The sequence below is a fragment of the Streptomyces xantholiticus genome (genome assembly GCF_014651015.1).
Classification (GTDB): domain Bacteria; phylum Actinomycetota; class Actinomycetes; order Streptomycetales; family Streptomycetaceae; genus Streptomyces; species Streptomyces xantholiticus.
In genome coordinates this window covers 56,105-77,675 of sequence record NZ_BMWB01000006.1, presented here as the reverse complement: position 1 = coordinate 77,675, position 21,571 = coordinate 56,105, and the positions used below count along the sequence as shown (strand labels likewise).

Annotated in this window: 18 protein-coding genes; 10 read left to right on the top strand and 8 right to left on the bottom strand. The window is 71.1% G+C overall.

What is annotated here, in order from left to right:
- Positions 1–32: 32 nt before the first annotated feature.
- Positions 33–563, top strand: coding sequence for a VOC family protein (locus tag IE198_RS12405; RefSeq protein ID WP_189885774.1), 531 nt, complete (start codon positions 33–35; stop codon positions 561–563).
- A 19-nt stretch (positions 564–582) separates the two neighbouring features.
- On the opposite strand, the gene IE198_RS12400 is transcribed toward IE198_RS12405, so the two are convergent.
- Positions 583–2,229, bottom strand: a complete 1,647-nt coding sequence (locus tag IE198_RS12400) for an acyl-CoA synthetase (protein WP_189885773.1) — start codon at positions 2,227–2,229, stop codon at positions 583–585.
- A gap of 160 nt (positions 2,230–2,389) precedes the next feature.
- Here IE198_RS12400 and IE198_RS12395 point away from each other — a divergent pair, with 160 nt between their 5' ends.
- The 5 genes from IE198_RS12395 (at position 2,390) to IE198_RS12375 (ending at position 6,766) form a co-directional block, all read left to right on the top strand.
- The gene (locus IE198_RS12395; protein ID WP_189885771.1) at positions 2,390–3,211 is read left to right on the top strand and encodes a crotonase/enoyl-CoA hydratase family protein; all 822 of its coding nucleotides are present in this window, start codon (positions 2,390–2,392) and stop codon (positions 3,209–3,211) included.
- 18 nt (positions 3,212–3,229) lie between these two features.
- Positions 3,230–4,198: a Zn-ribbon domain-containing OB-fold protein gene (locus tag IE198_RS12390; protein ID WP_189885769.1), complete on the top strand. Its 969-nt coding sequence runs from the start codon at positions 3,230–3,232 to the stop codon at positions 4,196–4,198.
- Positions 4,195–5,271, top strand: a complete 1,077-nt coding sequence (locus IE198_RS12385; RefSeq protein WP_189885767.1) for a thiolase family protein — start codon at positions 4,195–4,197, stop codon at positions 5,269–5,271. The genes IE198_RS12390 and IE198_RS12385 overlap by 4 nt, the downstream gene beginning before the upstream one ends.
- Complete coding sequence (locus tag IE198_RS12380; protein WP_189885765.1) at positions 5,261–6,427, top strand: thiolase family protein; 1,167 nt, start codon at positions 5,261–5,263, stop codon at positions 6,425–6,427. Before IE198_RS12385 ends, IE198_RS12380 begins: the two co-directional genes overlap by 11 nt.
- Before the next feature lie 123 nt (positions 6,428–6,550).
- Entirely contained in the window at positions 6,551–6,766 is a 216-nt protein-coding gene (locus tag IE198_RS12375) for a DUF397 domain-containing protein (RefSeq protein WP_189886044.1), read from the top strand.
- Positions 6,767–6,836: 70 nt separating this feature from the next.
- Here IE198_RS12375 and IE198_RS12370 read toward each other — a convergent pair whose 3' ends face one another.
- The gene (locus IE198_RS12370; RefSeq protein WP_189885763.1) at positions 6,837–7,187 is read right to left on the bottom strand and encodes a hypothetical protein; all 351 of its coding nucleotides are present in this window, start codon (positions 7,185–7,187) and stop codon (positions 6,837–6,839) included.
- A 181-nt stretch (positions 7,188–7,368) separates the two neighbouring features.
- On the opposite strand from IE198_RS12370, the gene IE198_RS12365 reads away from it, so the two are divergent.
- Positions 7,369–7,869, top strand: coding sequence for a hypothetical protein (locus tag IE198_RS12365; protein WP_189885761.1), 501 nt, complete (start codon positions 7,369–7,371; stop codon positions 7,867–7,869).
- A gap of 138 nt (positions 7,870–8,007) precedes the next feature.
- Here the strand turns inward: IE198_RS12365 and IE198_RS12360 are convergent, their stop codons facing one another.
- The 4 genes from IE198_RS12360 to IE198_RS12345 form a co-directional block, all read right to left on the bottom strand.
- Positions 8,008–10,206, bottom strand: coding sequence for a terpene synthase family protein (locus IE198_RS12360; RefSeq protein ID WP_189885759.1), 2,199 nt, complete (start codon positions 10,204–10,206; stop codon positions 8,008–8,010).
- 165 nt (positions 10,207–10,371) lie between these two features.
- Entirely contained in the window at positions 10,372–12,345 is a 1,974-nt protein-coding gene (locus IE198_RS12355) for an N-acetylmuramoyl-L-alanine amidase (protein ID WP_373299850.1), read from the bottom strand.
- A 196-nt stretch (positions 12,346–12,541) separates the two neighbouring features.
- A complete protein-coding gene (locus tag IE198_RS12350; RefSeq protein WP_189885755.1) occupies positions 12,542–12,715 on the bottom strand; it encodes a hypothetical protein in 174 nt (57 codons plus the stop codon).
- A gap of 644 nt (positions 12,716–13,359) precedes the next feature.
- The gene (locus IE198_RS12345) at positions 13,360–14,481 is read right to left on the bottom strand and encodes an aminoglycoside phosphotransferase family protein (RefSeq protein WP_189885753.1); all 1,122 of its coding nucleotides are present in this window, start codon (positions 14,479–14,481) and stop codon (positions 13,360–13,362) included.
- Positions 14,482–14,715: 234 nt separating this feature from the next.
- On the opposite strand from IE198_RS12345, the gene IE198_RS12340 reads away from it, so the two are divergent.
- Positions 14,716–16,209 carry a DNA-binding protein NsdB gene (locus IE198_RS12340; RefSeq protein WP_189885751.1) on the top strand — a complete coding sequence of 498 codons (1,494 nt, stop codon included), beginning with the start codon at positions 14,716–14,718 and terminating at the stop codon, positions 16,207–16,209.
- Between the two features lie 42 nt (positions 16,210–16,251).
- Here IE198_RS12340 and IE198_RS12335 read toward each other — a convergent pair whose 3' ends face one another.
- Positions 16,252–17,676: a PP2C family protein-serine/threonine phosphatase gene (locus IE198_RS12335; RefSeq protein WP_189886042.1), complete on the bottom strand. Its 1,425-nt coding sequence runs from the start codon at positions 17,674–17,676 to the stop codon at positions 16,252–16,254.
- A gap of 179 nt (positions 17,677–17,855) precedes the next feature.
- Between IE198_RS12335 and ligA the strand changes: the two genes are divergently transcribed.
- Complete coding sequence (gene ligA, locus IE198_RS12330; RefSeq protein ID WP_373299832.1) at positions 17,856–20,006, top strand: NAD-dependent DNA ligase LigA; 2,151 nt, start codon at positions 17,856–17,858, stop codon at positions 20,004–20,006.
- A 309-nt stretch (positions 20,007–20,315) separates the two neighbouring features.
- Positions 20,316–20,816 (top strand): GNAT family N-acetyltransferase, encoded by a 501-nt coding sequence (locus IE198_RS12325; RefSeq protein ID WP_189885747.1) that lies wholly within the window; start codon positions 20,316–20,318, stop codon positions 20,814–20,816.
- A gap of 5 nt (positions 20,817–20,821) precedes the next feature.
- Here IE198_RS12325 and IE198_RS12320 read toward each other — a convergent pair whose 3' ends face one another.
- Positions 20,822–21,550 (bottom strand): tyrosine-protein phosphatase, encoded by a 729-nt coding sequence (locus tag IE198_RS12320; protein ID WP_189885745.1) that lies wholly within the window; start codon positions 21,548–21,550, stop codon positions 20,822–20,824.
- Positions 21,551–21,571: the final 21 nt, after the last annotated feature.

The window sequence follows — 21,571 nt, the reverse complement described above, 5'->3', positions numbered from 1 at the left end:
AACCCGTACACACTGTTCGTGAAGGAGCCGCGATGCCCCAGCCAGAGGGAGCCGAACTCGAAGCCCTGCGCGCCCGCCGTGAGGAGCTCAGGCGCCAGTATCTGCGCGCACCCGATGACCGGCCGGCGACCACCACCCGCGGTATCCACCATGTGGCCTTCATCTGCCGCGACGTGGAGGAGACCATCCGCTTCTACCAGGAGTTCCTCGGGTTCCCGTTGGTGGAGATCGTGGAGAACCGGGACTACCGCGGTTCCACCCACTTCTTCTTCGACATCGGCAACGGCAACCTGCTCGGGTTCTTCGACTTCCCCGGCCACGACCATCCGGCGGCGACGGAGACGATCGGCGGCGTGCAGCACATGGCCCTGTCGGTCGACGCGAGCCGGTTCGGTGCCGCCCGCGAGGCGCTGGACGCGGCGGGCGTGGAGTACGTCGGCCCCGACCGGGGGGTCGAGGACAGCCTCTACATCCATGACCCCAACGGCGTACCACTCGAGCTGTACCAGGAGCGGCTCGGTGTCTTCAACGGCGAACGGATCCTGCCCGGCGACGGAGACTGATAGCACCGGGGCCGCCCGCTCAGCAGCGGTTCTCCGTCAGGCCTGCGGCGCCCGCCGCCTCCGAGGCGACGGCCCGGGCCCAGCGGTAGTCCGCCTTGCCGCTCGGCGAGCGCCGGATCTCCTCGGCGACCACCAACTGCCGTGGGATCTTGTAGCCCGCCAGCCGGCTGCGGCAGTGCGACCGGATCGCGTCCAGGCTCGGCGCAGGGGCCCCCTTGCGCAGCTGGACGACGGCCGCCACCTGGTTGCCCCAGGTGCGGTCCGGTACGCCCGCCACCAGTGCGTCGTACACATCCGGATGCGCCTTGAGCGCCTGCTCGACCTCCTCCGGGTAGACCTTCTCGCCGCCGGTGTTGATGCACTGCGAGCCCCGGCCGAGGACCGTGACAATGCCGTCCTCGTCGACGGTCGCCATGTCGCCGAGCAGCACCCACCGTTCGCCGTCCCGTTCGAAGAACGTCTCCGCGGACTTCGCCGGGTCCTTGTAGTAACCGAGCGGTACGTGTCCGCGCTGCGCGACCCGGCCGGTCCTGCCCGGTTTCACCGGTTCGTAGGTCGCCGGGTCGACCACGGTGGTACGGGCGTTGACCCGCAGCCGGAAGCCCCTGGCCGGGCCGGAGTCGTCGGTCGCGGTGCCGTTGAAACCGGACTCGGAGGAGCCGAAGTTGTTCAGCAGCAGGACGCCGGGAGCCAGGGCGCCGAACTCCTTTCGTACCACGTCCGACATGATCGCCCCTGAACTGGAGACGCTGAACAGGGCCGACAGGTCACAGCCTTTCAGCGGCCCCTTGAGCGCGTCGATCAGAGGCCGCAGCATCGCGTCGCCGACGAGCGAGACACTGGTGACCTTCTCCCGCTCGATGGTGCGCAGCACCTCGTGCGGGACGAACTTGCGGTGGAGCACGACCCGCTGGCCGAAGTTGAAGCCGATGAACGCCGTGAGCGTGGATGTCCCGTGCATCAGCGGGGGAGTGGGGAAGAAGGTGATCCCGTCGCCGCCGGCGGCCACCCGTTCGGCCAGCTCATCCGGCCGGGAGACCGGCTCGCCCGTCGGCGCACCGCCGCCGAGTCCGGCGAAGAACAGGTCCTCCTGACGCCACATCACTCCCTTGGGCATGCCCGTGGTGCCTCCGGTGTAGATGATGAACCGGTCGTCGGCCGAGCGCGGCGCGAAGCCCCGCCGCGGCGAGCCGGCCGCCTCGGCGTCGGCGAAGTCCACCGCGTCGAGGCGCAGCACCCCCTCGGGCGGTGTACCGACGCGTACCAGGTGCCGCAGCCTCTCGGTGCGGGGCAGCACCGCCGCGACCCGCTCGGTGAACTCGGCGTCGAAGACGAGTGCGGCGAGGTCGGCGTCGCGGTAGAGGTGGACCAGTTCGTCCTCCACGTACCGGTAGTTGACGTTCACCGGCACGATCCGGGCCTTGAGACAACCCAGCACGGTCTGCAGATACTCGATTCCGTTGTAGAGGTGCAGCCCCAGGTGCTCGCCGGGGCCGATGCCTGCCCCGAGCAGATGGTGCGCGATCCGGTTGGCCGCCGCGTCGAGCTCCGCGTAGCGGAGCCGGCGCTGCGCGCCGGTGCCGGGATGGTCGATGTACACGAGTGCCTCGCGGTCGGGCACGACGTCGACCACGGATTCGAACAGGTCGGCAAGGTTGTACTCCACCGCTCCTCCTGACCCCGGCGAACCTGGCGGTCATTAGAGCGCCGGTCGCCGCAACTGGGAAGGGCCCGCGGCAAGGAAATCTGACTGACTGTCAGAAAACTATTGAACTGCTCGCCCGGCTACTGCAACCTGTTCCAGGTCTGGGATCGGGAGGTTCCCCATGGACCATCGCAGCGACCACCGCACGGGCACCGAACACCTCACTGTGGCACGCCAGGGCGCCACCCTGATCGTCACGCTGAACAGGCCGGAGGCCAAGAACGCCCTCTCGATCGCGATGCTGGTCGGTCTGTACGACGCCTGGCTCGCGGCCGACGCCGACGACACCGTCCGCTCCGTCGTCCTCACCGGAGCGGGCGGCTCCTTCTGCGCCGGCATGGATCTCAAGGCGCTCGCGGGCGCCGGCATGGCAGGCGAGCGGTACCGGGACCGGATGAAGGCCGACCCCGACCTGCACTGGAAGGCCATGCTCCGCCACCACCGCCCCAGAAAGCCGGTCGTCGCCGCCGTCGAGGGGTACTGCGTCGCCGGCGGGACCGAGATCCTCCAGGGCACCGACATCAGGGTCGCCGGCGAGAGCGCCACCTTCGGACTCTTCGAGGTACGCCGCGGCCTCTTCCCGATCGGCGGCTCGACCGTACGCCTGCCGCGGCAGATCGCGCGTACCCACGCCCTGGAGATGCTGCTCACCGGGCGCCCCTACACCGCGGCCGAGGCCGAACGCATCGGCCTCGTCGGCCGCGTCGTCCCCGACGGCACCGCACTCGACGCCGCACTCGACGTCGCGGAACGCATCAACGGCTGCGGCCCGCTCGCCGTCGAGGCGGTCAAGGCGTCGGTGTACGAGACGGCGGAGATGACCGAGACCGACGGGCTCGCCGCCGAGTTGAAGCGCGGGTGGCCCGTCTTCGACACCGCTGACGCGAAGGAAGGCGCCCGCGCCTTCGCCGAGAAGCGCGACCCCGTCTACCGGCGCGCCTGACAACCCACGGAGAGCCCCATGCCAGAAGTGCTGCGCGCCCCGCTGGTCGTCGAGTTCCCCTTCACCCGCTCCCTCGGCCCCGTGCAGAGCGCCTTCCTGACCGGTCTGCGGGAGCGGACCGTGCTCGGTGTGCGCACCGGCGACGGCAGGGTGCTCGTACCGCCCGTCGAGTACGACCCCGTCACCGCAGAGGAGCTCCGCGAACTCGTCGAGGTCCACGCCACCGGTACCGTCACCACCTGGGCGTGGAACCCGGCTCCGCGCTCCCAGCAGCCGCTCGCGCGCCCGTTCGCCTGGGTGCTCGTACGGCTCGACGGCGCGGACACCGCCCTCCTCCACGTCCTCGACGCCCCCGGCCCCGACGCGGTGCGCACCGGGATGCGGGTACGCGTCCGCTGGGCCGCCGAGCGCACCGGGGCGATCACCGACATCGCCTGCTTCGAACCGTACGGGAGCGAGCCCGCTCCTTTGCCGCGCGCCCACAACGGCAGTTTCCCCCGCACCGCGGCCGGGCCCGCGGCAGAAGCCGTGACCGGCATCGTCGCCCCGGCGAGGCTCGACTACACCTACGCGCCCGGTCGCGCCCAGAGCGACCACCTGGCCGCGCTCGCCGAGCGCAGGATCGTCGGCGAGCGCTGCCCGTCCTGCCGCAAGATCTACGTCCCGCCCCGTGGCGCCTGCCCCACCTGCGGGGTCGCCACCGGGGAACAGGTCGAGGTCGGCCCGCGCGGCACGGTCACGACCTTCTGCATCGTCAACATCAAGGCGAAGAATCTCGACATCGAGGTCCCCTACGTCTACGCCCACATCGCCCTCGACGGCGCGGACCTCGCGCTCCACGGACGCATCGGCGGCATCCCCTACGACGAGGTGCGCATGGGCCTGCGCGTCGAACCGGTCTGGCATGACGGGGCCCGACATCCCGACCACTACCGGCCCACCGGCGAACCGGACGCCGACTACGACACCTACAAGGAGCTGCTGTGACGCGGTACGAGGCCCCGTACGGCAGGGACATCGCCGTTGTCGCCTTCGCCCAGACCTGTCATCGGCGCCGCAGCGACGAGCTGTCCGAGGTCGAGATGCTGATGCCGGTGCTGCACCAGGTGCTCGAGGCAACCGGGCTGCGGACCGGCGACATCGGATTCACGTGCTCGGGATCCAGCGACTACCTCGCGGGCCGGGCGTTCTCCTTCACCATGGCGCTCGACGGGGTCGGCGCCTGGCCCCCGATCAGCGAGTCGCACGTCGAAATGGACGGCGCCTGGGCGCTGTACGAGGCGTGGGTGAAGCTGCTGACCGGTCAGGCGGACACAGCGCTCGTCTACGCGTACGGCAAGTCGTCGCCCGGCGAGGTCCGCGACGTGCTCACCCGGCAACTCGACCCCTACTACGCGGCCCCCCTCTGGCCCGACTCCGTCGCTCTCGCCGCCCTGCAGGCGCAGGCACTGATCGACGCGGGCGAGGCCGGTGAACCGGAGCTCGCCGGCGTCGCGGCCCGCAGCCGCCGTGCTGCCGCGGCCAACCCGCACGCTCAACTTCAGGGAGAGGTTCCGCGAGGCGAGTACCACGTCAGGCCGCTGAGGGTCTCCGACTGCCCGCCCGTCGGCGACGGCGCGGCCGCCGTGATCCTGGCCGCCGGTGAGCGGGCCCGTGAGCTGTGCGGGCGGCCGGCCTGGATCCGCGGCATGGACCATCGAATCGAGGCACACGCCCTCGGTGTGCGGGACCTCACCCGTTCGCCCTCCACCAGGCTCGCGGCAGAGCGGGCCGGCGCCTTCCGGCGCCCTGTCGACACGGCGGAGCTGCACGCCCCGTTCACCTCCCAGGAGATCGTGCTGCGCCGCAGTCTCGACCTCGACGACAGGGTGAGGGTCAACCCGTCCGGCGGAGCACTTGCCGCCAACCCGGTGATGGCCGCCGGTCTGATCAGGATCGGCGAGGCCGCTGCCCGGATCCACCGCGGCGAGTCCGACCGGGCCCTGGCCCACGCCACCTCCGGCCCCTGCCTCCAGCAGAACCTGGTCGCCGTCCTTGAAGGAGAGGCCGATGCCCGCTGAACCCGTGGCCGTCGTGGGCATCGGCCAGACGAAGCACGTCGCAGCGCGCAGGGACGTCTCCATCGCCGGACTGGTGCGCGAGGCCGCCCGGCGGGCCCTCGACGACGCCCAACTGACCTGGGCCGACATCGACGCCGTCGTCATCGGCAAGGCACCCGACTTCTTCGAGGGCGTGATGATGCCGGAGCTGTACCTGGCCGACGCCCTCGGTGCCGTCGGCAAGCCGATGCTCCGCGTCCATACCGCGGGGTCCGTCGGCGGCTCCACCGCCCTCGTCGCCGCCAACCTTGTGGCCGCGCGCGTGCACGCGACGGTGCTCACCCTGGCCTTCGAGAAGCAGTCCGAGTCCAACGCCATGTGGGGGTTGTCCCTGCCGATCCCCTTCCAGCAGCCGCTGCTCGCCGGCGCGGGCGGCTTCTTCGCCCCGCATGTGCGCGCCTATGTGCGACGCACCGGAGCGCCCGACACGGTCGGCTCCCTCGTCGCGTACAAGGACCGCCGCAACGCTCTGAAGAACCCGTACGCGCACCTGCACGAGCACGACATCACCCTTGAGAAGGTCCAGGCGTCGCCGATGCTGTGGGACCCGATCCGCTACTCGGAGACCTGCCCATCCTCCGACGGGGCGTGCGCGATGGTCCTCACCGACCGGGTGGGCGCCGCCCGTTCGCCCCGTCCGCCCGCATGGATGCACGGCGGCGCGATGCGCAGCGAGCCCACCATGTTCGCGGGCAAGGACTTCGTGTCACCGCAGGCAGGCAAGGACTGCGCCGCCGACGTCTACCGACAGGCCGGCATCACGGACCCCCGCCGCGAGATCGACGCGGTGGAGATGTATGTGCCGTTCTCCTGGTATGAGCCGATGTGGTTGGAGAACCTGGGCTTCGCCGCCGAGGGTGAAGGATGGAAGCTCACCGAGTCCGGTGTGACCGGACTCGACGGTGACCTGCCCGTCAATCCGTCCGGCGGGGTGCTGTCGACCAATCCCATCGGGGCGTCCGGCATGATCCGCTTCGCTGAGGCCGCGCTCCAGGTGCGCGGCCAGGCGGGCGAGCACCAGGTCGAGGGCGCACGCAGGGCCCTCGGACACGCATATGGGGGCGGCGCGCAGTTCTTCGCCATGTGGCTGGTCGGCGCCGAGCCGCCTGCCACCTGATCGCCGCCGCACCGTCACGCGCGGCACCCTGTCCGTGACGGGGTGCCATCGCTAGGCTGGCCCCGGAGACGACGCGGGAGGAGCAGGGACGTGGCCGAGAGCACCACCACCACAACCACGCACATGTTTTCGAGGTGGGAGAAGCCGGACCTCGACCTGAGCAACGCGGACTGGCGTTCGGGTACTCAGGGCACCGGGGACGTGCAGATCGCGTTCGTCGAAGGGTTCATCGCGATGCGCAACGGCGGCCGTCCGGAGAACCCGTCGCTGATCTTCACCCCGGCCGAGTGGCGTGCCTTCGTGCTGAACGCGCGGGACGGCGAGTTCGACCTCACCTGACGGCGCCCGGCCCGGGCCCCCTCCCGCCGGCGTGGGAGGGGGAGCAGGCCCGCTCGGGCGGACGTCCGCGTCACATCGCGGCCGACCCCGCCGTGCCGTTGATCTTCTCGATGGCCTGCCGGGCATGCTCACCGGGCGTGCGGGCGGTGAGGGAGGAGACGGACGACGCCGGCGGCAGGTGCTGGCTGCCCGAGGGCGTGGCCGAGGGCGTCGTCGTCGGCTTGGCGTGGCCCGCGGAGCGGGTGCGCAGCCGGTGACCGGCTGCCTCGTCGAGGCTCACGGGTCGCTGCATCTGGGTCGCCAGCCGGCCGGCTTCCTGCCCGAGCGCGGCGACGTCCTCCCAGTGGAGGCGGACCACCAGACGCAGTTCCGCCTCGCCGTCGGGGAGGGCTTGCAGGGCTGGAGTGGTGCGGTCGTTCATGGACTGATCCTCACGTCGGTACGGAATCCCGGCTGGAACGCGCTCCTCACAGGCGTCGGTACTCACCGGCACCGGCCGTGGGGGACCGGTGCTCCCAGGGATACGAGGACGGCGGCCGCCGCGTTCAACGGGCCCCCGCCCCGGCTCGGCCGACTCCGTCCGTACCCGTACCATTGCGGTTATGTCCTTCCTCCGCCGCCGCAGCGCCGCCACACCCGCGGGCCCGGACTTCGACGTCCTGGCCATGGACCCGGGGGACTGGCCCGGAAATCTCGGCGCCGGACTGCTGCCCGCCCCGGACGGAAGCTGTCAGGGCGTCTTCCTGCGCTACGACCTCTTCGGCGGCCGCGGCCCCGCGATGATCATCGGCAACCTTCCGGAGGGCTCGCCGGCCCGCGAGGTCGCGGAGGGGGAGATCCCCTTCGAGGTGGGCCAACTGCTCGTCGCGCTGGAGAACGAGGAGCAGGTCCATGTCACCGGCATCGAGGACACGCCGGTCATGCAAGGGGACAACCTGCTGATCGTGCGCCGGCTGAAGCTCTCGGAAAGCCGCATCTCCTGCGTCCAGTTCGACCGCAGCGACAATGTGCTCGTCACCATCGCCAGCTGGGACCGGCCGATCACCGACGACCTCTACGCGCTGCTCAAGCCGCTGCCCGCGGAGCTGTTCCAGCAGGGCTGACGCCGCCCGGGATCCCCGTCCGACGCACTGCCGGGGCCCGGCGGCCCAGGCAGTCCTGTGACGTGAGACCCCATCGCCGGGCGGCTGCGCAGTCCACCGGCCGCAGAGCCTGTCCGGCGGAGCAGGGTCGGGCAGGCCCTACACCCCGAGCCCCGACCGCCGGCTCGGCAGCGACAGCCGGGCGGCCGACGTGCCCAGCCCCGAGGGTGCCCCCAGCCGCCTCGGTACCGCGCCGCCCCGCAGATCCTCCTCCTTGTAACGCCGCACCTTCCGGTGCCAGTTGAGGATGCCCGCGAGCCAGTCCTCGAGCTCCCTCACATAGGTGTCAAGGGCCGCCCTGCCCCCCTCGTCCAGGCCGAACTCCTCGCACACCAGAGGAAGTTCATGTTCCTTCGTATGCAGGAACTGCTCCAGCCGGGACCGCATGAGAGCGTCGGTCATCGCGGCGGCCGTCGGACGGTCGCAGTCGAAGAACGTCTGCACCACCAGCACCGCGTTGTGCACCTCTCCCTCGTACTCGATCTCCTTCTGGTACGAGAAGAGGTCGTTGATCAGGCAGGCGTAGTCCATGGCCGCGTTCTCCAGGCCCTGCACCGGCCCGCTCGTGTAGAGCTCCGGCGGCAGCTCGCCCTCGTGCCGCAGCCTGCACAGACTCGTGGTCAGGTCCGAGCCGAAGGTCAGCCGCCGCATCTCGATGTAGTCGACCGGATCGGGGACCCGGTGCTGGGCCTGGTTGTGGAGCTCCCACAGCCAGCTGTCCAGCATCACGTCGATCGCGCTCCGCAGCGAGGACCGGGCGCCGGGAGACATCGGCCCGGCGGTGCGAGCCCACAGATCGGCCAGACTGCGCTCCATGGGGGCTACCGCGACGGCGGCGCCGGCCGCCGGTTCGTCCACGGGCATGCAGGCCTTGAGCCGCTCGTTGCACAGCCTGGCACCCTCCAGATCGCGGGAGCGTCCGAAAACCAGCGGATAGTAGTCGTCGCCGTACGTCCCCCAGGTCAGCCACTCGGCACTGAGCTCCAGCTCCTCCGGCGTGGCGTCCGGGTCGAGCCCCGCGGAGCACAGTGCGAAGTCGAAGCCGGTCAGCTTCGCCTCGTCCCAGATGTCCCCCAGCAGGCCCATCCGGCCGGCCCAGGCGACGGAGGCGGCGCGGGCCTGCTCCAGATGGGGGCTGAGCGACACCGGGAACGGCAGGTCGAACTCGGGCAGCCACGAAGGCCCCACCTGCTGCGGCCGGTGGGTGAGTGTGCGCAGCCGCGCCGCAGCGGGACGGCCGAAAAGCGTCCGGATGTCCAGCGCCGATGTGCCCAGCACCCCCTCGAAGCGCGAGCGCTCGTTCTCCACGCCCTCGTTCATGTAGCGGCTGGAGCGCATGTGCCACTCGTGGCCGCCGGACTGCCAGTCCTGAAGTCCCTTGGTATAGGCGGCGATCGCCGCACACTCCGCCGGAGCCAGGCCCTTCTGGACGCACAGGGCCGGCACTTCGGTGAGCGCGGTGTTCTCGAACTGCTGGACCCGTGAGGTCAGCAGGTCGTTGACCACCTCCGCCGCCTCCTGCGTGCCGCAGCCCAGGAACCGCTCCAGCACCAGCACACCGTTGCTGTTCTCGCCCTCGTCCTCCACCTCGCGTTGGTACGAGAAGAGGTCGTTGCGCAGATGCACCGCGTCGGAGAAGGAGTCACGCAGCACCCGCAGCGGACGGGAGCCCGCCACCGACTCCGGTACCTCGGCCTGTGCCGCGTACTCCACCAGACCGGCGGACCAGGGGGCGCCGCCGACCTTCCGGCGCATCTCGATGTACTCGACCGGATTGGCGACCCTGCCTGCGTCGATGTTGGCGAGCTCCCACATCGACTCGTTGAGAAGATGCTCCGTGGCCTCGGCGAACCGGGCCCGCCAGGCGGGCGACATGGTGGGCACAGTCCGCTGCCACAGATCGGCGAGCCCGGCCTCCACCGGGTTCGCCGGATCCGGCGTGCCCGGCGACAGGTCCATCGGCATGAACGCCGGCAGCCGGTCCAGATACGCCTTGCCGCCGGCCAGGTCCTGGCTGCGCTTGAAGACCTCGAGGAAGTGGTCGTCGAAGAAGAAGACCCACACGTACCAGTCGGTGACCAGGCCGAGGGCATCGGCGTCGCAGTCCGGGTGGGTGTACGCGCACAGCAGGGCGTAGTCGTGCGCGTCGAGGTCGCTCTCCTCCCAGATGCCGGACCCCTCCAGCATCCCCATCCCGCGTGCCCACTTCTTGCTGTGCCGCCGCGCCTCCTCGACATGCCGGTTGAGGCGGGCCGGATACGGAACGTAGAAGTCCGGCAGTACGAAGGGCTGTGCCATGTGCGCCAGGGCCTTTCGGAAAAGCCGCGCACAGGGCGCGGACCGGTCATGACGGCCCAGCCCTACCCTTCGCCCGTACGGCCCACGCACCCCGGCAATTACTCACATAAGCAGCCAAGAGGAACGGGGCGCCACCGGACCCCACGACCGGTGGCGCCCCGCGGCCTACGGGAGCACCCGCACGTCGGCTTCCTTCACAAACGCCACTCGGTGCCCCAACTGGATCTCGTAGTACATCTCCTGGCCCCGCACCACCCGGTGGCCTGCCGTGTCGAACGTCGTCGCGTACAGGTACTCGCCCGGCACCCGGTCACCGACCACGTACTTCTGCCCCGCGAGCAGCTTGTACGGAAGCGGCGAGACCGCCTGCACCGGAACACCCGCCGGATAGGCCGACGCCTCCGGATAGGCCCTCCCGTACACCGGCACCTCCGCGAGACCGTCCTTCGGCGTCAGCACCGCCCCCTGCGCGGCAACCGCCGTCGGTTGCGTGCCCGGGTTGTGGAACCACGCCTTCTGCCCCAGGTACCAGATCGCCGTCCACTCGCCCCGGCGCTCCGCCACCGCGTACTGCTGACCGGTCGACGCCCGCGCCCCCGTGTCGTTCACGCCGGTCGTCGAGTCCTGGCCGCCCGGCCGCAGACCGATGTCCTTGACGAGCGGAGCGGTCCCGCTCGGCCCGGTGTGCAGTCGCACCGCACCGGAACCGTGCGGCGCACACGCCTCACCGGCCTTGACGCAGCCCGTGTAGAGCGGCTGGTGCTCCGAGTACTCGGGACGGACGGTGACCACCGCGCTGCTCGGCCCCGCCTGCGGCGTGAACGGCTTGCCCAGCAGCCGGAAGTAGTGCGCCCAGTCCCAGTACGGCCCGGGGTCGGTGTGCATTCCGCGGATCGTGGAAGTCGTCGTGCCCGGCACATTGTCGTGGCCCAGGATGTGCTGGCGGTCCAGCGGGATGTCGTACCGCTTGGCCAGGTACCTCACCAGCCGCGCCGAAGCGCGGTACATCGCCTCGGTGTACCAGGCGTCAGGGGACACCAGGAATCCCTCGTGCTCCAGGCCCACCGACTTGGCGTTGACGAACCAGTTGCCGGCGTGCCAGGCGACGTCCGCGAGCGGGACGTGCTGCGCGATGTGCCCGTCCGACGAACGCAGTGAGTACTGCCACGACACGTATTCCGGGTTCTGCACCAGTTTCAGGGTGGTGTCCCAGGAGGCCTCCGTGTCATGGACGATGATGTAGTCCACCGACTGGGACGCCGGCCGGTTTCCCTGGTCGTGGTTGCCGTAGTCGCCTGCGCCGAACTCCTCGTACGGTGCCGGGATCCACTCGCACGCCACCGTGGGTGGACACTCGGTCCTGCCCGCGTCGGCGGTGCGCAGCCCCAACTGCCGCACCTGTTCACGCGCGGGCGCCACCGCCGGGTGCGGCGCGAGCGCCACCCGCTGACCGCTGTCGGTGGTCCGCGACTGCCCCGTGCGGATCACGTCGAAGACGTCGTCCGCGTAGGCCGTCGCCGTCGCCACGTCGTCCGCGCCGGAGTACCTGGCCACGGCGCCGTACCAGTCTGCCGGATTCTGGCCGGCCGGCATGCCCAGTTCGCGCTGCGCTTCGGCGAGCAGCGCCGCACCGCCGCGTACGTTGGCCCGGGCGCTGTCCCGCAACTGCTCCGCGCCGATGCCCGACACGTCGGCCGCGCGTTCCAGCGTCCGCAGCCGCGCCGGCAGTTCCCCGGCCTTCGACAGCGCCGCCTCGACGACGGAACGGGCCGGACGCGCGTCGTCCCCGCGGGCGTCCTCACTGCCGTGCGCATGATGCGGGGCATCGGCCGGCGCCGTCCTCGCGTCGGTCAGATGCATCGGGCCGTAGCCGCCGGTGACACTCGCCGCGCCGCCGTGCGCGTCCCAGCGGGACTGCAGATAGGAGACACCGAGAAGCACACTCTCCGGCACCCCGTACTCGTCGGCCGCGGCGGCGAAGGCCTCCTGCAGCGAACCGGCCGGGGCCCGTTCGGCAGTCGCCGACGGACCGGCGGACACCAACGGCAGCAGCAGGGCGGCGCTCGCCACCAGGCCTCCCGCCGTCAACGCGCGACGACGGCGGGCACCGCCTGACCGTGGGGGAGTCGATCCTTGCAATGCAGCCTCCAGTGACGAGTGGTGCGCGACGGGACCTGCGGGGCCGGACACGACCCATGGGTATCCGCTCCCGGACGATCCGTCAATCATGCTTCGCCGTAGGAAATTTGCACGTCAACGCGGGTCCCGGCGGGTTTCGCGACGACGGTGCGCCGGGCTGCGGCGCGCCAGTGGCGTGGACCAATGGCCGAGGTGTTCAGCCGCCCCGGACCGCCAGGAGACAGGCGTCGTCGTCATGCCCGCCGCCGACGTAACCAGCCGCCGGCCGGTCCACGATCTGCTGCCGGAAGCGGCCCGCACACATCGCCAGCGACTGCGTCGGCGAGCTGACGCAGTCGCTGATGTCCCTGCCGCCCCCGCTCCACCACACGGTCGGGTGTACAGCAGCAGCACGTCCCCGCTTCCGGTGCGAAGTCCAGCGCCTCGTCACGGTGACCCGGCAGCGCCACCGGCACCGGGCCGCGATGGGCCACCGGCAGCAAAATCGCGCGGTCGCCGCGCAGCAACAGGGGCGCCGCGTGACCGGCACACCCCCGGCCCGGCACCCGCTCGTCCGTGATGTGCCCGGCAAATCACGGTCGCAGTGGACGCGGAGGGGTAGCCGGCCAGCAGGTCATTCACCCACGTGGCGGCATCGCCAAGATGGCCGTTCCGTGTGGGCGAGTCCGGCCATCGCATACCACTGCCGGCCCACCTGACCACCCACCGGGATGGTGGCGGCTCGCGCCCGATGACCACAGCGCCTGCCCGCTGGGCAGCGGACGGCACTTGTACCAGTCACCGCCCACCGCCGCGTTCGGGTTCGGCCGTCAGATACGCGGGGCTCAGGGGGACGCGAGGGACCGGACAGGCCCGGAGCGGCCACCCGGACACCGGCAGCAGCGGTGCCCCGCTGCGCCTGCTGCCGCAGAGGACACACCGCCGATCCTCGGTCGGTGCCCGACACTCGCTGCGCTGCGCGCCCGGTGTGTCGAACACCGGACGCGCAGCGCGCCTTCCCTCTGCGGTGGTGGGTCAGCGGGTGCCGACCGCCGCACGCACGGCCCTGCGGGCCATCGCGCAGTCGTCGTGCAACCTCCGCAGCAGCAGCCGCTGTTCCTCACCCGCGGCCGGGCCGGGCTGCGCCTGGCCGGTCGGGACCGGCGACGCGTCGCGCATGGTGCGCTGCACCGCCGTCTCGTAGGTACGGATCTCCCGGGTCAGCACCAGCATCAGATTGACCAGGAACGCGTCCCGGGCCGCGATGCCCGACTGCTGTGCCAGCTGGCTGATCTGACGCCGCGCCAGGGGGGCGTCCCCCAGCACTGCCCACAGCGTCGCCAGGTCGTAGCCGGGCAGATACCAGCCGGCGTGCTCCCAGTCGACCAGCACAGGACCCGTGGGCGACAGCAGGATGTTGGAGAGCAGTGCGTCCCCGTGACAGAACTGCCCCATTCCCTGCCTGCCCCCGGCCTGTGCCAGACCGTGCAGCAGCTTCTGCAGGTCGCCCAGGTCCCGGTCGGTGAACAGCCCCAGCTCGTGGTAACGCGAGATCCGCGACCCGTAGTCCAGCGGGGCGTCGAACATCCCGGCCGGCGGGCGCCAGCTGCCCAGCCGTACGATCGCGCCCAGCACGGCGCGCAGGTCCGCACGGGGCGGGGCCTCCACCGGATGCCGGGTCAGGGCCGCGGGCCGTCCCGCCATCCGCTCGATCACCAGCGTGCAGTTCTCCGGGTCCGCCGCGATGAGTCGCGGGACCCGCACCGGCGGCCGGTGCCGCACGAAGGCGCGGTAGGACGCTATTTCGTGGCGCAGCCGCTCGGACCACGCCGGCGAGTGGTCCAGTAAGCACTTGGCGACCGCCGTGGTACGCCCCGTCGTTCCGACGATCAGCACGGATCGTCCGCTGCGGCGCAGGACCTGCACCGGGTTGAACTCCGGGCAGATCCGGTGCACCGACGCGACAGCCTTGCGCAGCTGCGCGCCCTGAGGGCCGGACAAGTCGATTCTCCCGCTGAGGGGGCGGCCGACGGTGCCGGCCGGTCTGGGCGCCCGGCCGGCCTCGACGGGCCGGGGATACGGTCCGGTGCCGGCCGTGAACGCGTTGCGCTGCTGCAGCCGGGGCGGGGCGGACACGGAGGACGATGCTGTGTACATGGGAGACAGATCCCTTCGTGTGCCGACAGTTGCGTGCGCGGCCCCGCCCCATATGCCATGGGTAACACCCTGGGGAATGTGCCCCCGGCAGAGGGGACGAGGTGGCGCATTCATACCTGACACCGCGTCGCGGGTGGCACACCATCTGGCGAACCCTGGCGAACCCTGGCGAATAGTCGCCCGCCCCATGCCGGCGGGTTAGTGTCAACTCAGCCGAGAACCTGGGGGCTTGACGTGAGCAGAGAACCCAACACCCGCCTGTGCGACTTGTTCGGCCTGGCCGGCTGGTCCAAGGGGGAGCTCGCAAGACTCGTGAACCGGCAGGCGGCCGCCATGGGCCATCCGCAGCTGGCGACCGACACTTCGCGGGTCCGGCGTTGGATCGACATGGGGGAGACCCCGCGCGATCCCGTGCCCAAGGTGCTGGCAGCTCTGTTCACCGAGCGACTCGGTCGTGTCGTGACCATCGAGGACCTCGGGTTCGCACGGAGCGGGCGAACGGGTAAGCGGCGGAACGTCCAGGGCACCGACAACCCTGACGGTCTGCCCTGGGCGCCCGACCGTACGGCGGCGGTCCTCACCGAATTCACGGGAATGGACCTCATGCTCAACCGACGCGGCCTGGTGGGCGCGGGCGCGGCGCTTGCCGCGGGCTCAGCACTCAGCAGCGCCATGCACGACTGGCTCAAGACCGATCCGGCGACGCCCCGGGGCGCCGCCCGCACCTTTGAAGTTCTGCACACCGACTCCGCCGGGTACGACCGCTACGAGGCCGCCCCCATCGGGTCGCAGGAGATCGAGGCGCTGGAGCGTTCCGTCGAGGTGTTCCGCGCCTGGGACGCCGCCCGCGGCGGCGGACTGCAGCGTAAAGCGGTGGTGGGACAGCTCAACGAGGTGGGCGGCATGCTCGCCTACCGGCACCCCGACCACCTCCAGCGGCGCCTGTGGGGCGTCGCCGCCAACCTCGCGGTGCTCGCCGGCTGGATGTCCCACGACGTCGGCCTCGAACCCACCGCCCAGAAGTACTTCGTCATCGCCGCCCATGCGGCCAGAGAAGGCGGCGACCGGCCCCGCGCCGGTGAGGCGCTGTCGCGTGCGGCCCGCCAGATGGTCCATCTGGGCCGCCCGGACGACGCGCTCGACCTGATGAAGCTCGCCAAGTCCGGCTCCGGGGAACAGACCCTGCCGCGCACCCGCGCGATGCTGCACACCATCGAGGCCTGGGCGCAGGCGTCCATGGGCCACGGTCAGGCCATGCGCCGCACCCTCGGCGAGGCGGAGGAGCTGTTCGTCTCCGACAAGGGCGATGTTCCCCCGCCCAGCTGGATGCAGATGTTCGACGAGGCCGACCTCCACGGCATGCAGGCGCTGGCGTACCGCACGCTCGCCGACCACGAGCCGGCGGCGGCCGGTATCGCGCAGAAACATGCCAAGCAGGCGCTGCAGTTGCGCGAGGGCGGCCGTCAGCGCTCGAAGATCTTCGACTACATCTCGCTGGCCTCCGCGTGTTTCATCGCCGACGACCCTGAGCAGGCCGACCGTTACGCCCGGCTCGCGCTGGTGTCGATGGGGGAGACCTCCTCGCACCGGACCTGGGACAGGCTGCGCGAGATGTACCGTCTCACCGGGCAGTACGCCGGATACGCGAAGATCGAGGACCTTCGTGAGGAGATCGAGATCGCGCTGCCTCGCGGCGACATGCCGAGGCCGAGGAACGCGGAGATCTGACCCTCACGGGATCTGCCCCCTCGGCCGTACCGCGGCCGGCAGCTACCCGATGACCCTTGCCACCATCACACAGGCGTCCCCCTCGCGCTCCTGCGCACCGAACTCCTCGAGCATCGCACGAACGCATCCCGACGCGTCCTCGGCTCGGGCGAACCGTGCTGCCAATGCCGTCAGCCGGTCCGCGCCGACCTCGGACGCAGCGCTCGGGCGGGTCAGGCCGTCGGTGTGCAGCACCAGCAGATCGCCGGGCTGGAGGGCGACTTCGGCCTGCTCGTACACCGCGCCGCCGGTCGCACCGAGGAGTACGCCGTCCGGCGCCGCCAGCGCCTGCCCCGTGCCGTCGCGGAACAGCAGAGGGGCGGGGTGTCCAGCCTGCGCCCACGAGAGGGTCCGGGTCGAAGGCGCGTAACTGCAGCAGACCGCGCTGCCGAGGGCGGGCTGTGCTGAGGCTTCGAGCAGTTGGTTGAGGTGCGTCATCAGCGGCCCCGGCCGGATGCCGGCCACGGCCATGCCGCGCAGCGCGCCCAGCAGCATCGCCACGGCGGACGTGGTGCTCACTCCATGGCCGGTCAGTTCGCCGACGCTCAAGAGCGTGTCACCGCCCGGCAGTTGGAGCGTGTCGTACCAGTTGCCGCCGACGAGCGTGCTCTTCGAGGAGGGGAGGTAGTGGGCCGCGATGTCCAGTAACGCGGCGCCACCTGCAGGGAAGCCGGTGCGCGGAGGGAGCACCGCTTCCTGAATCTCGGCCGCGATCCGGCGCTCGGTCTGCTCCATGTGCTGCCGCCGCTGCAACCAGTCCATGGTCTCCCGCACGGCCCGCTGGCTGCGGCGCAGTTCGCTGACGTCCCGCAGGACGGCCCACATCGACGCGGTGCACCCGTCCGCGTCGAGCACCGGCTCGCCCATCATGTGCACGGTGCGCACCCGGCCGTCGGGCCGTACGAGACGGAACTCGCCGTCGATGGGGCGGCCGTCGACAAGACAGTCCGTCACCATGGCGGTCAGCAGCGGCTGGTCCTCCGCGAACACCACGGACGGCATCTCGTCCAGCGACATGGGCCCGCTGCGAGGATCGCGCCCCAGGATCCGGTACAGCTCGTCGGACCAGCTCACCTCGTCGGTGAGGAGGTTCCACTCGGCGCTGCCGACCCGGCTGAGCAGCGAGCCGGTGCGGGCCGCGCCGTCGGCCTCGTACTCGGCGAGCTCGTCGGCGAACGCGTCGGCCGCCTCTTGGGGAAGCCCTTCCTTCAGCTGCCCCAAGTGGGCGCCCAGATCGTCGAGATGATGGAGCGCCAGGTCGCACAGGGCGCGCTGCCAGCGGCCCTGCGGGTCGTCCTCCGTCGATGCGCCGTCCGGGCGCACCGCGTCGACGTCCCCACGGAGTATGCGCGTCCGGGTGATCAGCGCGTCGACGTCTCCGCGCTCGGGTGGCTGGGCGGAGCGGTCCGCGAACACATGGGACGGCATGTCGTACTCCGATACAAACGCGGCCACGGCCAGGGTCTGGGACAGGGACCGGGTACGACTGTTGCACAGGGAGCGAGGGGCCGTAAGTCATTTGGCAACACTCGATCCGGTGGTGCCTCTGTCATGTGCCACAGGCGTCCGGGGCCTGGCCCCGGCCGTTGTCAGTGGGGGGCGGCAGTATGTTCGACATGACGACTTCACCTGCCGTTGCTGCCGCGCCCGCCGCCGTGGTCACCGACGCCGCCGCGTACGCCGAGGCGGTCGAGACCGCGACCCGCGCCGCCGCCGCGTATTACGCCACCGGCGAGAGCCCCCTGGACGACGACGCGTACGACCGCCTGGTGCGCGGGATCGCTGCGTACGAGCAGGGGCACCCCGACGAGACATCGCCGGTCTCCCCGACCGGCAAGGTGGCGGGCGGCGCGGTGTCCGGCGACGTCGCGCACACGGTTCCGATGCTTTCCCTGGACAACGTCTTCTCCGCGGAGCAGCTCGTCGCCTGGATGGCTTCCGTGGAGCGGCGCACAGGCCGGCCCGTCGAGGAGTGGAGTGTCGAACCCAAGCTGGACGGCCTCGCCATCGCCGCGCGGTACGAGCAGGGCCGCCTCACCCGGCTCGTCACCCGCGGGGACGGCACGGCCGGTGAGGACGTCTCGCACGCGATCGGCACGATCGTCGGTCTGCCCCGGCAGCTGACCGAGCCGGCCACGCTCGAGATCCGCGGCGAAGTACTGATGACCGACGAACAGTTCGAGCAGGCGAACGCCGCACGCACCGGGCACGGCGGCGCGCCCTTCGCCAATCCGCGCAATGGCGCGGCGGGCAGCCTGCGCGCCAAGGACCGTGAGTACAGGGTGGAGATGACCTTCTTCGGCTACGGGGCGCTGGCGCTGCCCGGCTCCGGCGCCGAGCTCGCCGCCGGACTCGGCGAGTGGGCGCACAGTCGGGTGATGCGTCATGTGGCGGGGCTCGGTGTGCACACCGCCGACAGCACCCCGGTCGCCCCGCGCACCCTGACCAAGGCCGCGGAGATCCAGGACCGCATCGACGAGATCGCCGCCGCCCGCCCGGAGCTGCCGTTCGGCATCGACGGGATCGTGATCAAGGCGGACCGGGCCGAGGACCAGACAGCGGCCGGCTCGGGTTCCCGTGCGCCCCGGTGGGCCATCGCCTACAAGCTGCCCGCCGTGGAGAAGGTCACCACCCTGCTCGGCGTCGAATGGAACGTGGGCCGCACCGGAATCATCGCGCCGCGTGCCGTGCTCGAGCCGGTGGAGATCGACGGATCGACCGTCACCTACGCGACCCTGCACAACCCCGCCGACATCACCCGCCGCGATCTGCGCACAGGGGACCGGGTGATGGTCTACAAGGCGGGCGACATCATCCCCCGCATCGAGGCGCCCGTCGCCCATCTGCGCACCGGCGCCGAGCAGCCCGTCGTCTTCCCCGAGGTGTGCCCTCAGTGCGGCTCGGCCATCGACACCTCGGAGCAGCGCTGGCGATGCGTCCGCGGGCGTGACTGCCATGCCGTCGCCTCCGTCTCCTACGCGGCGGGGCGCGACCAGCTCGACATCGAAGGGCTCGGCACCACCCGCGTCGTCCAGCTCGTCGACGCCGGTCTGGTCCGCGACTTCGCCGACCTGTTCGGCCTCACCCGTGAGCAACTGCTCGGGCTGGACCGGATGGGCGAGACCAGCACCGACAATCTGCTGGCCGCCATCGCCGCGGCAAGGACCCGGCCGCTGTCACGGGTGTTCTGCGCCCTCGGCGTGCGTGGCACCGGCCGCTCCATGTCCCGCCGGATCGCCCGGCACTTCGCCACCATGGAGCACATACGGGCTGCCGACGCCGAGGCCCTGCAACAGGTCGACGGCATCGGCGTGGAGAAGGCCCGGACGGTGGTGGCCGAACTGGCTGAGCTGGCCCCGCTGATCGACCGGCTGACGGCCGCGGGCGTCAACATGAGCGAGCCGGGTGCGACGTACCAGGGCGCCGGGACCGTGCTCGGTACCGGCCCCGAAGGGGACGATGACTCCGGCGCGCCCATGCAGACGGCACCGGGCGCCGGCCCCTTGTACGGCATGACCGTCGTGGTGACCGGCGCGATGACGGGCGCGCTGGAGAAATTGAGCCGCAACCAGATGAACGAGCTCATCGAGCGGGCCGGCGGCAAGTCGTCCTCGAGCGTGTCCAAGCGCACGTCCCTCCTGGTCGCCGGAGCAGGCGCCGGCTCCAAGAGGGACAAGGCCGAGCAACTGGGCACCCGGATCGCCGCGCCGGACGAGTTCGCCGCCATGGTGGCGGACTTCCTCGACACGGCCGTGTGAAGCGGAGGGGGAAGGCGGGTACGGCCGAACCCGCCCACCCCGTTCCGGCGAGGCGCCCGGAACAGGCCGCTCGAAGGCGGCGCGGTCGGGGGAAGGTGAGCCGGGCCCGCTTCTCCGGGTCGTCCACCTCGGTCCGAGGACGAAGCCGGAGCGGACCGTACGGGCGATGGCCTTCTCGTTGCGCGCGCCGGTTGCACCACGAGCCGCCGGTGCGACGGGCCCGTGCGTTCGTGGAAGGCCACAGGGAGACCACGGCGGCCGGACGGCCGTCGGTACCCGACCGGCACGGGGGCGCGTCATACTCGTTCCATGACTTCACCCCTGACGGCGAACGGTGCCGCCGAGCAGCGCCCCGGCCGCCCTGGAGCCCCCGCGATCCGACGGGCGACCGGTCAGGACGCCAAGCGGCTCACCCGGATGGTGCGCGGGTCCGGCGCCTACCAGGGGCACTACGCCCCGATGGTGTACGGATACCGCGTGGGCCCGGACTACATGGAGGCGCACGAGGTGTTCGTCGCCGCCGACGAGAGCGGCAGGGTGCTCGGCTTCTACTCCCTGGTGCTGTCGCCGCCCGAGCTGGACCTGATGTTCGTCGCCGACGACGCACAGGGGCAGGGCATCGGCCGTCTCCTGATCGACCACATGACCGGCCGGGCCCGCGCGGCCGGTCTCGACGGCGTCCGAGTCGTCGCGCATCCCCCGGCGGAGGGGTTCTATCTGAGCGTGGGCGCACGGCGGACGGGCACCGTCGAAGCCTGCCCGCCGGCCGTCATGTGGGACCGCCCGGAGCTGCTGCTCCCCGTCCCCTGACCGGCTCAGCCCGTCAGCAGCCGTGCGCGCAACCGGTCGATCGTCTCCTCGTCGACGCCGAGGTGCCCGGTGACGTATCCCTGCACGGAGCCGTACGCGGCCGCCAGGTCGGCGAGGAACAGCCGGATGATCTCCTCGGGCGCCCGGCCGTACCCGGGCCAGACGAGGTCCCGGCCCGGGTGTGCCGCGCGCCAGTCGGCCCGCAGGCGTTCCGTGGCGAGTTCCGTGAGCGCGAAGTCCGCCGCGATGTCGTCCTCCGCGACACCGGCGAGGGACAGTACAAGAGCGGCGAGCAGCCCCGTGCGGTCCTTGCCGGAGGCGCAGTGGAAGACCAGCGGGCCGCCGTCCTCCGCGATCACCTCGAGCGCCCGTCGGAGCTCCTTGGCGCCGTCCAGCGACACTTCGGCATAGCGGTCGGCCAGATATCGCCAGGGGTCCACGTCCGGTGAGATCTCGGCCTGGTCGTACGGTCGGTGTTCCACGCTGAGGTTGAGGTACGCGAGGCCTTCGCTCTCCGGGACACGGCCCTTCGCCTCGATCTCCCACGGGTAGCGCAGATCTATCACCGTATGCACGCCGAGCGTCAGGAAGCGGTCCCAGTCCGCTCCCTGAAGCTTGGAGAGCGAGTCGGACCGGTAGAGCGTCCCGTATCCGACGCTGCGGCCGTCGGCGGTGGCGTAGCCGCCCAAGTCCCGGAAGTTGTGCAGCCGTTCGAACCTCACGTGTCTGTCCATGCCCGTCACTCTACGATCACG